The following is a 14,140-nucleotide window of genomic DNA, read 5'->3' on the forward strand; positions in this document are numbered from 1 at the left end:
GCGAGCCGCCCAAGCGCGGCGCCGGCGTGAAGGTGCCCGACGTGGCGACCCTCGTGGACAAGCTCAAGAACGAAGCCAAGGTGATCTGACATGGCCGCACTCGTCATTGCCGAACACGACAACGCGTCCCTCAAGGGCGCGACCCTCAACACCGTGACTGCCGCAGCCGCTTGCGGCGGCGAAGTGCACGTGCTGGTGGCCGGCGAGAACGCCGCCGCCGTGGCCCAGGCCGCCGCCCAGGTGCAGGGCGTGAGCAAGGTGCTGCACGCCGACTCGCCCGCGCTGGGCAAGCAACTTGCGGAGAACGTGGCGGCGCAGGTGCTCGCTGTGGCACCGGCCTACAGCCACATCCTGTTCCCCTCCACCGCCAACGGCCGCAACGCCGCCCCGCGCGTGGCCGCCAAGCTCGACGTGGCGCAGCTCAGCGACATCACCAAGGTCCTGAGTGCCGACACCTTCGAGCGCCCGATCTACGCCGGCAACGCCATCGCCACGGTGCAGAGCGCCGACGCGGTGAAGGTCATCACCGTGCGCACCACGGGCTTCGACGCCGCCCCGGCTACCGGCGGCAACGCCGCGGTTGAAACCATCGCAGCGGTGGGCGACAGCGGCAAGAGCGCCTTCGTCGGCCGCGAGCTGACCAAGTCGGATCGGCCCGAGCTGACCGCCGCGAAGATCATCGTCTCGGGTGGCCGGGCACTGGGCTCCGCTGAAAAATTCACGGAAGTGCTCACGCCGCTGGCCGACAAGCTGGGCGCCGCGCTGGGTGCCTCGCGCGCCGCGGTGGATGCCGGTTACGCCCCCAACGACTGGCAGGTGGGCCAGACGGGCAAGATCGTGGCCCCGCAGCTCTACATCGCCTGCGGCATCAGCGGCGCGATCCAGCACCTGGCGGGCATGAAGGACTCCAAGGTGATCGTGGCGATCAACAAGGACCCGGAGGCGCCGATCTTCAGCGTGGCCGACTACGGCCTGGAGGCCGACGTGTTCACGGCGGTTCCGGAGCTGGTGTCCGCGCTGTAGCCGCATTGAGGCGCACCATGCCTCTGACACGGCGAAGATGCTGTTGTTTGTTGGCGCCGGCGTCTGCTGTACCGCTGCGTTACGTCGACGCCGAGCCTCAAGGTAGCCATTCATGAGACAGCGACAGCTTCCTTCGGGACATGAGTAGCCCGCGCGGACGAAGCGCAGGTAGCGCATCCGCTGGGGATTGAACATGCCGGGCTGCGGGTTGAAGAAAGGGTTGCGCCGGCCCCGGGTACTGGAAGCCTGCAGTCAAGTGCTCAACCGTGAGCGCGTCATGGCGCTCCTGCAGCGTGCGCACGTTCCGCCTCGAAGCGCCGGATCTCATCCAGCGCCTCGGCCAGGTCCATCTCGATGCGCTGCATGAGCTTGCCCACCAGGTGCTCGCTCAAGGGCATGAGCCGCTGCAGCAGCGCCTTGGTCTCGGCATACAGGCGCTCGCTCTGCATCTCCATGATGTTGCGCGTCTCCTCGTCCAGCGCGCGGCCGCCGCCCTGGCCGTCCGACAGTGCCCCAAAGTTCAGCCGCGTCTTGCGGTACATGCCCATCTCGCCCACGGCATGGTGCAGCAGTTGCGTCACGCGGGTGATGTCGTTGAAGGCGCCGTTGGTGGTGCCGTCCTCGCCGAAGAACAGCTCCTCGTTGGCCATGCCGCCCAACAGCACGCGCACGTCGTGCTCGATGTCCCCCTTGGTCTTGAGCAGATTGCCGCCCTGCTTGTAGAAGACGAAACCCAGCGCGTTGTTGCGCGGGATGGCCTTGAGCGAGATCTTGATGGTCTTCATCTCGGCCAGGATGCGGTTCCAGTCGTCGCCCGTCACCCGCCGCTCGCGTTCCAGGTCCACCAGGAAGTGCCCCCACTCGTGCACGGCAATGATGCGGCGGTCGCGTTCGCGCTCGTCGGTGGTGCTGGTGTTGACGTTGCCCACCAGCACGCGCTCGGCAGCCTGCATCAGCGTGTCGGCGCCGATGAGCGTGCCGGCCTGCACGGCCATGATGCCGGCCTGGTTGACGATGGTTTCCAGGTCCGCCGGGCTGCGGCCCTCGGTCACCGCTACCAGGTGGCCCAGGTCCAGGTCGGGCAGCACCTTCTCGGCGCGCTGCGCCAGGTAGTGGTGGATGATCTGCAGACGCTCGTCACGGTTGGGCAGCCTGAAGTCCACCTTCATCTGGAAGCGGCGCAGCATCGCTTCGTCCATCTGCAGGGTCGCGCTGTTGAAGTTGCTGGCCACGACCCAGATGAGTTCGGTGTCCTGGCGCGTGCGCACGCCGTCGAGGAGCGCCAGCAGCGTGTTGGCGGTGTCGTCGTCGAACTTGCGGCGGCCGCCGCGCTTCATGAACAGGTCCTGCGCCTCGTCGAGGAAGATGATGGAGCGCTTGCGCCGCCGCGCGATGGCCACGATGCGGTTGAGCGTGTTGGAGCCGCCGGCCACGTAGCCCGTCTCCAGCGCGGCCGCGGAATGGAACAGGATCGGCAGCCCGAGCTCGCGTGCGAGGTAACTCGCGAGCTTGGTCTTGCCGGTGCCCGCGGGCCCGCTGAACATCACGTTGAAAGGCTTGCGGATGCCGTACTCGGCGTACTCGGCGCGGCGCCGGTACTGGTCCACGATCTGCCCGACCTCGGCCTTGATGTCGTCCATGCCCACCAGTTCATCGAGCGAGCCGCTGATCTGCGACGGTTCGATGAACTTCAGGCTCTTGAATTGGCCCCTGAGCTGGATCGCCAGGAAGCTCAGCAGGCCGATGGTCAGCAGCGCCGACAGCACGCCGCTGGCCGTGCCCCGCCATCCGTCGTCCGCGGATTGCGGGCGGGCATTGGCGAAGCGCTGGTCGAGGCGGTCGAGCAGTTCCTGGCCCGACGCGCCGAGTTCGCCGCGCGGGACGAAGGCGAGCTTGGTGCCCCAGGGCGCGATGACGGCCTTCTCGGCAAAGATGCGGGTCTCGATGTCGCTGGGGTAGTAGGCATGCAGCCGCCCCCGCGACTCCACCAGCACGATGCCCGCACGCACGCTGAAGAGCTGCGGCTCGTAGATCACCGTGATGCGCTCGACCGGCTCGGCCTCCAGGAAACCCAGCAGCGAACCGCTGCCCAGCACCACCGGCAGCCGTTCATTGAGGGCGGATGCGCCGCCCGGTGTGGCCAAGGGGATGGCCTGCACCGCGTCGGCCAGGGCGGCGCGCCGCTGCAGCAGCATGGCCGAGTAGATGGCCGTGGCCGGGATCAGCACGGCCAGGGCTAACACGCCGAGCTTGGCGGCCACGGACTGCATCGCGAACCAGTCCTGCAGCCGGGTGGCCGCTTTTTTCAGCGCCATCCAGGCCCCATCCGTGCGGCTGCTGCTCTTGGGCGAATCTGACATGACCTGACCTCCGTGCTACCGGTGTACTCACCCCCGGCACCTTCAGTGCCCGGCGCCATGCATTCTTGTGCGTCCCGGCAGCATGTCCATGGCGCAGCCCGTGACCGACTTCGACCGCTCCATGCAGCTTCTCTACGAGGTCGATTGCACGGGGCGGCGGCACCGTCTGGCCCAGTACCAGAGCTTCAAGGGCCGCATGGGCGGCGGCGACCCCACGCGCGGCGGGATGGTGTTCGGCGACTGGATGACCGCGGGGCCGGGCACGGTGGGGGGCCACATCACCAAGGTGGTGTGCAACCGCAGCCGAAGCACGGCTGCCAGCCACAGGCATCGCTCATCGAATTCGGGCCGGAAGACAGTGGCCCCGGTGCGGTGAGCGCAAGCGGTGCCACGGGGATGGGAGCGGCGGCGTCCAGTAACGCAAGCTCATGGTCTACGGACTTTGGTCATGCGAACGATAGAGGGGGCTTCTCTGTCACGGACCTTTTCCGTAGATTGGTTGAGCAGTCACAGATTGCCGCCGCTTCGGCAGTCAAGGCAGCAAATTTCGCAAGAACAACAATTGGGAAGGTATTCACATGCCTCTGTGTCTAGGTGCTCTCCCGCTCGCTCCCGGGAAGTCATCGAAAACGGGGGGTTTATGCCCGCTTGCCGGGCATACAAAGGTAGAGCAATGTTGCCGCCTGCTTTGGCGGGAAATGCCGCCCGTCATCGCCCGGCGCTGGATTTTCGGGGCTGACCATGAGCAAACGGCTGTTTCCAGAAGAGGTGCTCTTCTTTTCGCAACCAATCGCGATATGCACCGGAATCTCAGTTGTTAAAGCATTGACGGCACATGAAGAGCCCATCTTTGAGATCGACATGAAAAAGCGGGGTTATCTCGTTGCCTCGTGGAGGCTGTGGGCCTGGTGCGCGGTTACCGGGGTAGTGGCCCTCACCGCCCGCGACGCCGTTGCCGAACCCTCCGCATGTGCCTCTACGCAACAGGTCGTCTTCTTCTGCGCGGTTGAATCACGTGCCGTCTCGGTATGCGCTTCCAGGGAGATCACGGCGGCCACCGGGACCATTCAATACAGGTTTGGTCGTCCAGCTCGCGCGGAATTGGTTTATCCCCGCGCGGGCGACGATTGGCGAGCCGTTACACAAGGCGGTACGCTGCTGTTTTCCGGCGGCGGCGGTGCCTTCATGGTTTTCGCCAAACCGCCGTACCGCTACATCGTTTATTCCGCCATAGGAAAAGGCTGGGGTCAAAAATCCGGAGTCGTGGTCGAGAAAGATGGCAAGCGCATAGCCAACCTGCCTTGCACGGGGCGAACGACCTCCGAACTGGGCCCGGAATTTTTCGAGCGGGCAGGCGTCCGGCCAGCCGATCATGATTTCGAGCTGCCCTGAGCGTTCATCATCAGTCGGCTGAAAGGAGTGACGACACGAGAATCGGATATATCCCTTGCCCACTTGTGTTTCAGTCAACGTTTCCCGCTCTGCAGGGGCGGTTGGTTCCAGGAGGATCTCATGATTGAAGTTGATGCCCAAACCATGCGCGAAATCGCTCCGCGGTTCAGTGGCGCCAATGCCGAACGGCAGAACGCCATCATTACCGCAGTCGGGGAGGTGCTGGCTCCAACGTTGAGCGCCTATGAGATCAACACGCGTTTTCGTATTGCTCACTTTCTTGCCCAAACCTGCCATGAGTCCGCGGGGTTTCGCACTACTGAGGAATTTGCCAGCGGGCAGGCTTATGAGCACCGGGCCGACCTCGGAAACGTCAAAGACGGTGACGGGCCGCGCTACAAAGGCCGCGGATTGATCCAGCTGACCGGGCGCGCCAACTACAGAAGAATGGGTGCGATTCTTCATCAGGATCTTGAAAACAATCCCGTGCTGGCGGCCGAGCCGGTGCTGTCCTTAAAAATTGCCTGTGAATACTGGAAAGACAGAAAAATCAATGTCGCGTGCGATGCCGACGACGTGGTTCGGGTCACGAAGCTGATCAACGGCGGCACGAACGGCCTGGATGATCGCAGGACCTTGACGTCCAAAGCCAAGATGGCGCTTGCCCGGTTGGAAGGCTTGGTGCTGACGGGCGCAGCGCCGCCCAGCCAGAACCGGCCGGTGCTGCGCCGCGGCTCCAAAGGCCATGCCGTGGGCGAATTGCAGCGGCTATTGCAAAAGCTGGGATATATGGTGGCGGTCGATAATGACTTCGGCGCCGGTACCGAAGTCGCCGTGGCGGCTTTCCAAAAGCAGAATCAACTGTTGGTCGATGGAATCGTGGGCGCCAAGACTTGGAAGCTGTTGGATGCCATGGAGGCGAAAATTCACGAAACTACCGTCCCTGGGTGACACGATTCTTTTTGACCCAGTGGCCGCAGTGTGAAATTCGCTGGAGTGGTTTGAAGCCGCGGACTGACGGTCCCATGCTGGCGCGCGGCTTCAATCCTGAGGCACGTACATGTAGCCGCCGTTGCGCATCGTGCGGATGCAGCGCGGCTCGCCTTGCGGCTCCGGCTCCACCTTGCGGCGCAGCCGCCCGATGCGGATGTCGATCGAGCGGTCGAAGGGCTCCCATTCGCGGTTGCGTGTGTGCATCAGCAACTGGTCGCGTGACAGCACCCGGTTCGGATTGGCAAGGAAGACGCGGATGAGCTCGTACTCCATGGCGGTCAACGCCACTTCCGCGCCGCCGCAGGAGAGGTCGAACAGCCGCCGGGCTTCGAGGTCGATCTCGCAGCGCCCGAAGCGTTCGCGCCTCCTTGGGGCACCGGCTGCGGTTGGCCTGGCTGCCGCTGGCGCAAACGATGGGGCAGGCGTCGAGGCAGCGGTTTCCGCGCGCCGGGGCTGCAGGCGCCGCAACACGCTCTTGATGCGCGCCAGCAGCTCGCGCGGATCGAAGGGCTTGCCGATGTAGTCGTCGGCGCCGATCTCCAAGCCGACCACGCGGTCCACCGTGTCGGTGGCGCCGGTGACCATCACGATGCCCACGTCGTGCCGCTCGCGCAGGAAGCGCGCGAGCGCAAGACCGTCTTCGCCAGGCAGGCGCAAATCGAGCAGGATGAGGTCGGGCAGCTCCCGTTCGAGCTGGGCGCGCATGGAGGCGCCGTCCTCCGCGGTGCGCACCGCGAAGCCATGGCCGCCCAGGTACTCCACCAGCATCTGGCGCACCGAGGCGTCATCGTCAACGATCAGCAGCGAGGCCACCGGCTTCATGGCGGGCGATTCTGCGCCGTGTCCGGCCTGGGGAAAACGTCGCGACAAGCCTCCGGCGCGTGTTACCTGCCGGTTGCAAGCCGCTGCCGGGCGCGGCAGCCTCGATACACGACGACGACAAACCGCAACCGGCGCGCAGCAGGCGCGTTACCGGCACGCCCGAAAGTGCTCTCACGCCCCGGCACCGCTGCCAAGGGCGAGTTCACCACCCCAGGAGCACACCATGTCCGTCACGATCGCCGCCGCCTCCGTGTCCAGCCGCTCGGCCCGCTATGCCAAGGTCATCCAGACCTCGCGCCGCGTGCGCTGGGAGATCGAGCGCGACCTCATCCGTGGCCGCCACCTCGACTACACCCGGGCCTTCCTGCCCAGCGGGCTGTCGCTGGTTCATGAGATGCCTTCGCTGAGCGCTGCCGACCAGCGGCTGATGAGCCAGGTGCAGGGCCGCACCTACGCCTACATCTTCGGCCTGGCCGAGCGTTTCATCGGCGCGAAGGTGCTGGAGATCAGCCGCGAGCACTGGCTCGGCGACCAGGTCGCGCTGGAAGCCCTGGTGCGCATGACCGACGAGGAGCTCAAGCACCAGGCGCTGTTCCGCCGCCTCGAAGCCATGATGGCCGCCGACATGCCCGCCGGCTACGTGCAGACGGCCGATGCCAATGCCGTGGCCCAGGCGGTGCTGGGCAAGAGCACCTGGGCGGTACTGGCACTGACGCTGGACATCGAGCTTTTCACGCAAGCCCACTACCGCGCCAGCATCGAGCCCGACGCCAGGCTCTGCGGGCTGTGGAAGGACGTGTTCCTGTTCCACTGGAAGGAGGAGTCGCAGCACGCCGTCCTGGACGAGCTGGAGCTCCTGGCCGAGGACGCGAAGCTCACGCCGGCTGCGCGCGACGCCGCGGTGAACGACCTCATCGCGCTGGTGGGCGCGCTGGACGGCATCCTGCAGGCACAGGCCGCCGCCGATGCACGCTACTTCTGCGCCGTGGCGTCACGGCCCTTCACGCAGGCGCAGCGCGAGCACATCGCCGCGACGGTGCTCAAGGCCTACCGCTGGCAGTACATCGTCTCCGGCGTGATGGAGCCGCGGTTCCAGAAGGTGCTGTTCTCGCTGGTCGATGGGCCGCAGGCCGCGCGCATCCGCGATGCGCTGGCGCCGCTGAGCGACGCCGTGCCGGCGCAGCCCGAGGTGCCGCTACCGATGGCCGCCTGAGCTTGCCTGCTCCGGAGCCGGCAGCCACTGCCGCAGCAATGCCCGCAGTTGCCGCGCCGCCAGCGGCTTGGCCAGCGTCGCGCGCACGCCGCAGCGCTCCAGCTCCTCGGCGTCCAGAGCGCCGAGCTGGCCGCTGATCAGCAGCACCGGCAGGGCGGGGCACAGCTTCACCGCCTCGCAGGCGAGCTGCAGGCCGGTCATCTGCGGCATCGTCAGGTCGGTGATCAGCAAGTCGGGCCGATGGGTGGGTTGCCGCAGCCAGGCCAGTGCAGCCAGCGGATCTCGCTGCAGCACCACCTCCAGGCCCCAGCCGCCGAGCTGCTCGGCCAGGTAGCCGCCTACCATCGCGTCGTCCTCGACCACGAGCACGCGGCCCGCGAGCGCGGGCGGGGTGGGCGCCACCGTCGATGCCGGCGCGCCTGCGGTGCCGGTGTGCGCCGCGGCGGCCGGCAGCAACACCGTGAACGTCGCGCCTTGCCCCGGCGCGCTCTGCAGCAGCAGGTGGCCGCCATGGTCATGCACGATGCCGTGCACCATCGCCAGGCCCATGCCCGAGCCCTGTCCCGGCGCCTTGGTGGAGAAGAAGGGGTCGAAGATGCGCTCGGCGATGTCGGGCGCGACGCCGCCGCCGCTGTCCGCCACGCTCAGCGCCAGCCAGCGGCTGCCGGCGATGCGCGCCTTGCACGAGGCGCAGGCCCCGTGCCCGGCCTGTGGCGCGATGCGTACCGTGATGCGCCCCCGGCCCGCCATCGCGTCGCGCGCGTTGATGCACAGGTTGAACAGCACCTGCTCCAGCTGCACCGGGTCGGCCGACACCGCGAGCGCCTGGTCGTCGGCCAGGGCCGCCGGAGCGTCGATCTCGACCGAGGCCGGCAATGTCGAGCGCAGCAGGCTCAGCGTCTGGCTCACCAGCGGCGGCAGCGCCAGCACACGCCGCTCGCCGCGCTGGCGCCGCGCGAAGGCGAGCATCTGCGCGATCAGGTCGCGTGCCCGCTGTGCCGCCAGCTGCGCCTGGCCGAGCTGGCGCACCAGTGTGGCGTCGCCGATCGCTTCCGCGCGCTCCTGGCCGAGCACCAGGTAGCCGATGACGCTGGTGAGGATGTTGTTGAAGTCATGCGCAATGCCGCCGGTGAGCTGCCCGATGGCTTCCATCTTCTGCGCCTGGCGCAGCTGGGCTTCGAGCTGCATGCGCTCGGCCTCGGCGGTGCGGCGCTCGCTGATGTCGCGCAGGTGGCCCACGAAGATGCTGCCCTCCGGCACCGCGGCCACGCTGATGGCCAGCTCCACCGGGATCTCGCGCCCGTCGGCGTGCAGCGCCGTGGTCTCCACCAGCCGCCCCAGCATCGGGCCGCGCCCGCTGCCGTGGAAATGGCGCAGTCCGCGCGCGTGGGCCTCGCGGTGGTGCTCGGGCAGCAGCACCTCGGCCAGCGTCCGGCCGAGCACGTTCTCGCGCCGGTGGCCGAAGCTGCGTTCGGCCGCGGCGTTGAACTCCACGATGCGGCCCTCGCCGTCCATGCCGACCACGCAGTCGAAAGCCGCCTCCACCGTCGCGCGCAGCCGGGCCTCGCTGCGCTGGAGCTCGCGCTCGCGCTCCAGGCGCTCGGTGATGTCGCGGGTGAAGGCCAGCAGGTGCGGCCGGCCGTCGATGACGGCGGGCTTGATGCGCACCTCGTCCCAGTGCAGCGAGCCGTCGCGGTTGCGCCGCTGCCACTCGAAGGCCGGGCAGCGCCCCAGGCGGCCGAGCTGCAGCCAGCGCGCCGCGTCCTGCGCCGTGTAGGGCGGTTCGCTGGCGCTGATGTCGGCCACGGTGAGCCGGCGCAGTTCCTCGCGCGTCCAGCCGTAGGTCTCGCAGGCCTTGGCGTTGACGTCGAGGATGGCGCCACTGTCCCAGTCGTGCACGAAGATGGCATCTTCGGCGGCGTCGAAGATGGCGCGGTAGCTGGCCTCGGAGCGGCGCAGCGCCTCGGCAGCGTTCAGCCGCTCGATCTCGGCCGCGGCGCGCAGCGCGAAGATCTTGAGCAGCGACTCGATGCGTTCGATCTGCTGCAGCGGCCGGCGCGAGGCCACCGACACGATGCCCAGCGCCGTGCCGTCGAGCGCCATGAGCGGGTAGCCGGCGTAGCCCTCCTGGCACTGGGCGCGGGCGTCCTCGTCATCCGGGAAGCGCTCTTGCAAGGCACTGGCATAGGCCCGGAACTGCTGGCCGAGCACGGTTTCGCAGGGCGTGCCGGCCACCGCGTAGCGGATGCCGTGCAGCAGCTGGCCGTCCTGGTGCAGGGCGAGCATGTGCAGCGCTGCCGGGTCCTCGGGCAGGTGGCGTGCGATGAAGGCGATTTCCACGCCCAGCAGCGTGGCCAGCAGCCGCACCAGCTCGTCGAACACGGTGTCGCCACTGGCGGCGGACACCGCCAGCGCCGCCGAGCGCCACAGCGCGTCGGTGCGGCTGCGCTCGATCTCCGCGGCCAGGCGGCTGGCGACGATCTTGAGCACCGCCTCGGCATGGCCGGCGTCGCCGCCGGCCACGGGGCGGCGGTCCATTGTCACCAGCAGGCCCAGCGGCGCGCCGGCGCTGTCGTGCATCGGGTAGGCGGCGTAGGCATCCATGCCTTGGGCGGCGAAAAGCGTTCCGGGCGGGAACTCTCGGCCCGCCCCTTGGGCCACGTAGCGGAACCCGTCCACGACGCAGGCGCAGGGCGAACCCTCAAGGCGGTAGTCGAAATTCGCCAGCGCCTGCCCGTCGAGGCGGGCGGCCAGGGTGCGCAGGCTCTGCCGTGACTCGTCGGCATGCACGGCGACGAAAGCGATGGCCGCGCCCAGCGCCGCGGCGAGCTCGCACACCAGGTCGTCGAACAGCGTGGGTCCTGCCGGCTGGGCCACTGCCAAAGCGATGCGGTGCAGCGACCGCAGTTGATCCGCGAGCCGGCCGGGTGCCCGGACCGGATCGTGCCGAAGCGAGGCGGTGTGGGCGTTCACGGCGCCAGTCTAGGAGTGCGATACCGGCCATGGGACACGATTGCCATGGCGATACCGGCTCGATACACGCGGGATACAAGGACAAAGGAAAAGAGCGTCGTGCCGCGTCTGGCGGCAGCTCGGAGCGGCCAACCGGGCTTCGAAAGAGACAAGCCGGGCATGCGCAAAGACGTCGCGCTGACTTCTACGGCGCTGTGTGCCATGGGCGCGGTTTCACCGGCATGGCACATGCTGCTTTGGCCATTGGGCCCGTAGCTGCTGTCGGCCAGTACGGGAGTTTCAGGTGCCGTACACGCCAAGCTCGGTACTGCTTCAGGGAAACGCGCTGCGAACGATGACGCGGCCTCCTTGAAACGGTTGCCCCGCACGCGTGGGCAGGACTCGATTCCGTGAAAACAGTCAATGCATGGCCGTGTGGCGGCGGCGAGATGGCGCAGCGCGTGCGCGAGTACGACTGGGCCGCCACGCCGCTGGGCCCTATCCGGCTGTGGCCGATGAGCCTGCGCATGATCGTGCAGACCGTGCTGGCGCACCCCGTCCCCAGCGTCGTGCTGTGGGGGCCGCAGCTCATCCAGATCTACAACGACGCCTACCTCAGCCTCATGGGCATCAGGCATCCGGCCGGGCTGGGACGACCCACGCGCGAGTGCTGGCCCGAGGCCTGGCACATCAACGCGCCGATCTATGAGCGCGTGTGGCAAGGCGAGTCGGTCAGCCTGGAGGATGCGCATTTTTGCGTCATGCGCTCGGGCAAGCTGGAAGACGCCTGGTTCTCGCTGGCGCACAGCCCACTGCGCGACGACGACGGCCTGGTAGCTGGCGTGTTCCTCACCGTCGTCGAGACGACGCAGCGCAAACGCGCCGAAGCCGCGGTGCGCCAGGGCGAGGAACAGCTGGCCATGCTCTTTGAGCGCGCCCTGGTGGGCTTGTCCGAGATTGCACCGGATGGCCGCTTCGTCCGGGTCAATCCCGAGCTCAGCCGCATCGTCGGACGCAGCACCGAAGCCCTGCTGGGCATGACGATCGCGGACGTGACCCATCCCGACGACGTGGGTCCCAGCCTGGAGGCCGCCGCCAGGGTGCTGGCGCAGGGTGGCAGCGCGACGCTGGAAAAGCGTTATCGGCGCCCGGACGGCACGCTGGTCGTGGCCCAGAGCAGCCTCACGCGGCTGGAGCCGCAGCCGGGCGGTGAGCCTCGCCTGCTGGCGGTGACGGTGGACCTCACTGCGCGCCGCCAAGCCGAAGCGGCACGGCGCGAGAGCGAGGCGCAGATGCGCGCCATCGCTGACCTGGTGCCCGACCTGCTTTGGAGCAACGAACCCGACGGCCACGTCAACTGGTACAACAAACGCTGGCACGAGTACACCGGGCTGGACGCGTTCGATAGTACGGGGCAGGGCTGGACGGCCACCATTCACCCCGACGACCTGCCCGCAACCCTGGCGGTCTGGCAGCGTGCCCTTGCCGAGCCCGGGCCGGTCATGCACGAGCACCGCATCCGCCGCCATGACGGTCAATACCGTTGGCACTTGGTGCGGGTCGAGCCCGTTTTCGACGGACGGGGCCGGGCCGTGCGCTGGTTTGGCTCGGCCACCGACATCCATGAGCAGCGCACCGCACGCGACATGCTGGCGCAGCAGGTGCACCAGCACATCGCCGAATTCCAGGCCCTGAGCGAGCGCGAGAAGGCCATCGTGGCCAGTGCACGCATCGCCGTGATCTCCACGGACCTGGAAGGGCACATCACCTCATTCAACCCTGCCGCAGAGGCCATGTTCCGCACCACGGCGCAGCAGGTCCTGGGGCGCCTGGTGACGGACTTCTGCGAGCCCGAGGAATTGACCTACAAGGCGCAGTTCTTCCCGTCCGACGTGCAGGCCGAGGGCTCACGCATGCCCGCAGCGCTGATTGCCGGCCTGCTGCCCGAGCGGGCGCGCCCGGGCGAAGGCCCGCGCAACGAGTGGACCTACGTGCGCGACGACGGCACGTCGTTTCCCGGGCAACTGCACCTGAGCGTGCTGCGTGACGCGCAGGGGCGGGCGATGGGCTTCCTGGTGCTGCTGAACGACCTTACCGAGCGCAAGGCGCTGGAGGAACAGTTGCGCGAACGCACGCGCCAGGCCGAAGTGGCCAGCGCAGCCAAGACGGCGTTCCTGGCCAACACGAGCCATGAGATCCGCACGCCGCTGAACGTCATCCTCGGACTCACGCACCTGATGTTGCGGGACACCCGCGACCCGCTGCAGCAGCAGCGCCTCGACCAGCTCCAGGAAGCGGCCCGGCACCTGTTGCAGGTCCTCAACGACATCCTGGACCTCTCCAAGATCGAGGCCGGCAAGATGGTGCTGGAGGACAACGAGTTCGACCTCGACGAGTTGCTGGGGCGGTCGCTGGCGATGGTGCGTGGCCTGGCGTCCGACAAGGGACTCGAGTTCACCCTGGACACCGACGACCTGCCCAGGCGCTTGAGCGGCGACCCCACGCGGCTGTCGCAGGCACTGTTGAACCTGCTGTCCAACGCGGTGAAGTTCACGGACAGGGGAACGGTGGCGCTGCGCGGCCGGTTGCTGCGCGAGGACGCGCAGCGGCTGCTGGTGCGCTTCGAGGTGCAGGACACCGGGCTGGGTATCCCGCTGGAGCGCCAGCAGGCGGTGTTCGAGGCGTTCGAGCAGGCCGATGGCTCGACCACCCGGCGCCATGGCGGCACCGGCCTGGGCCTGGCGCTGGTACGCCACCTCGCTGCCCTGATGGGCGGGGAAGTCGGGCTGCAAAGTGAGCCGGGCGAGGGCAGCACCTTCTGGTTCACCGCCTGGCTGGGGCGGGCTCGGCACGATGGCCAGGAGGTCGTGGCGCTGGCAGGCTCCGCACGCGAGGAGCTCTCCAGGGAGGAAGCCGAGGCGCTGCTGCGCTCGCGTCACGGCGGTCAGCGCGTGCTGCTGGTGGAGGACCACGTCGTCAACCAGGCCGTGGCCTCCGCGGTGCTGCGTGCCGCGTCGTTGGAGGTCGAGACCGCCGACAACGGACGCAGCGCGCTGGAGCTGGTATCCACCCGGTCCTATGACCTGGTGCTGATGGACATCCAGATGCCCGTGATGGACGGGCTGGAGGCGACAAGGCAGATTCGCCAGCACATCAGCGCCGAACTGCCCATCGTTGCCATGACGGCCAATGCCTTCGGAGAGGATCGGCAGGCTTGCCTGGACGCCGGCATGAACGACCATGTGGCCAAGCCGGTGGATCCCGCGCGGCTGTATGCGACGTTGCTGCAATGGTTGCCGCCGCCCAAGGCTCCTTGATCGCCCACGCAACCACAATGTCCATGGCGGCCACGGGCCGCCTCCCCACGGCCGCCGGCCAGCCAAAG

Annotated in this window: 9 protein-coding genes and 1 pseudogene; 7 read left to right on the forward strand and 3 right to left on the reverse strand. The window is 67.8% G+C overall.

Annotated features, from left to right (window positions below; translation table 11 throughout):
• Together Q0741_RS09480 and Q0741_RS09485 are read left to right on the forward strand one after the other, a co-directional pair.
• Positions 1-89: pseudogene (locus Q0741_RS09480) on the forward strand (electron transfer flavoprotein subunit beta/FixA family protein); the annotation flags it as partial.
• 1 nt (position 90) lies between these two features.
• Positions 91-1,023, forward strand: coding sequence for an electron transfer flavoprotein subunit alpha/FixB family protein (locus Q0741_RS09485; protein ID WP_298232956.1), 933 nt, complete (start codon positions 91-93; stop codon positions 1,021-1,023).
• 275 nt (positions 1,024-1,298) lie between these two features.
• Here the strand turns inward: Q0741_RS09485 and Q0741_RS09490 are convergent, their stop codons facing one another.
• Entirely contained in the window at positions 1,299-3,383 is a 2,085-nt protein-coding gene (locus tag Q0741_RS09490) for an AAA family ATPase (RefSeq protein WP_298232957.1), read from the reverse strand.
• An 88-nt stretch (positions 3,384-3,471) separates the two neighbouring features.
• Between Q0741_RS09490 and Q0741_RS09495 the strand changes: the two genes are divergently transcribed.
• From Q0741_RS09495 to Q0741_RS09505, 3 genes are all read left to right on the forward strand, one after another.
• On the forward strand, positions 3,472-3,759 hold the full coding sequence (locus Q0741_RS09495) for a surface-adhesin E family protein (protein ID WP_298232958.1): 288 nt from the start codon (positions 3,472-3,474) through the stop codon (positions 3,757-3,759).
• 365 nt (positions 3,760-4,124) lie between these two features.
• Positions 4,125-4,775, forward strand: a complete 651-nt coding sequence (locus Q0741_RS09500; RefSeq protein ID WP_298232959.1) for a hypothetical protein — start codon at positions 4,125-4,127, stop codon at positions 4,773-4,775.
• Positions 4,776-4,895: 120 nt separating this feature from the next.
• Entirely contained in the window at positions 4,896-5,726 is an 831-nt protein-coding gene (locus Q0741_RS09505) for a peptidoglycan-binding protein (protein ID WP_298232960.1), read from the forward strand.
• A 90-nt stretch (positions 5,727-5,816) separates the two neighbouring features.
• Here Q0741_RS09505 and Q0741_RS09510 read toward each other — a convergent pair whose 3' ends face one another.
• Complete coding sequence (locus Q0741_RS09510) at positions 5,817-6,590, reverse strand: response regulator (protein WP_298232961.1); 774 nt, start codon at positions 6,588-6,590, stop codon at positions 5,817-5,819.
• Positions 6,591-6,813: 223 nt separating this feature from the next.
• On the opposite strand from Q0741_RS09510, the gene Q0741_RS09515 reads away from it, so the two are divergent.
• Positions 6,814-7,803: a hypothetical protein gene (locus Q0741_RS09515; protein WP_298232962.1), complete on the forward strand. Its 990-nt coding sequence runs from the start codon at positions 6,814-6,816 to the stop codon at positions 7,801-7,803.
• Here the strand turns inward: Q0741_RS09515 and Q0741_RS09520 are convergent.
• A complete protein-coding gene (locus tag Q0741_RS09520; protein WP_298232963.1) occupies positions 7,786-10,776 on the reverse strand; it encodes a PAS domain S-box protein in 2,991 nt (996 codons plus the stop codon). The two genes, Q0741_RS09515 and Q0741_RS09520, sit on opposite strands and share 18 nt — an antisense overlap.
• A 389-nt stretch (positions 10,777-11,165) precedes the next feature.
• Between Q0741_RS09520 and Q0741_RS09525 the strand changes: the two genes are divergently transcribed.
• Positions 11,166-14,072, forward strand: a complete 2,907-nt coding sequence (locus Q0741_RS09525) for a PAS domain S-box protein (RefSeq protein WP_298232964.1) — start codon at positions 11,166-11,168, stop codon at positions 14,070-14,072.
• The last annotated feature ends 68 nt before the right edge of the window (positions 14,073-14,140 follow it).

It is taken from the genome of uncultured Azohydromonas sp. (genome assembly GCF_937926365.1).
Lineage (GTDB): Bacteria > Pseudomonadota > Gammaproteobacteria > Burkholderiales > Burkholderiaceae_C > Azohydromonas.

Bases quoted from the DNA above. Each gene is read 5' to 3' on its own strand.
- Q0741_RS09510 (WP_298232961.1), bottom strand. From the start codon at position 6,590: ATGAAGCCGGTGGCCTCGCTGCTGATCGTTGACGATGACGCCTCGGTG.
- Q0741_RS09500 (WP_298232959.1), top strand. From the start codon at position 4,125: ATGAGCAAACGGCTGTTTCCAGAAGAGGTGCTCTTCTTTTCGCAACCA.
- Q0741_RS09515 (WP_298232962.1), top strand. From the start codon at position 6,814: ATGTCCGTCACGATCGCCGCCGCCTCCGTGTCCAGCCGCTCGGCCCGC.
- Q0741_RS09490 (WP_298232957.1), bottom strand. From the start codon at position 3,383: ATGTCAGATTCGCCCAAGAGCAGCAGCCGCACGGATGGGGCCTGGATG.
- Q0741_RS09485 (WP_298232956.1), top strand. From the start codon at position 91: ATGGCCGCACTCGTCATTGCCGAACACGACAACGCGTCCCTCAAGGGC.
- Q0741_RS09495 (WP_298232958.1), top strand. From the start codon at position 3,472: ATGGCGCAGCCCGTGACCGACTTCGACCGCTCCATGCAGCTTCTCTAC.
- Q0741_RS09505 (WP_298232960.1), top strand. From the start codon at position 4,896: ATGATTGAAGTTGATGCCCAAACCATGCGCGAAATCGCTCCGCGGTTC.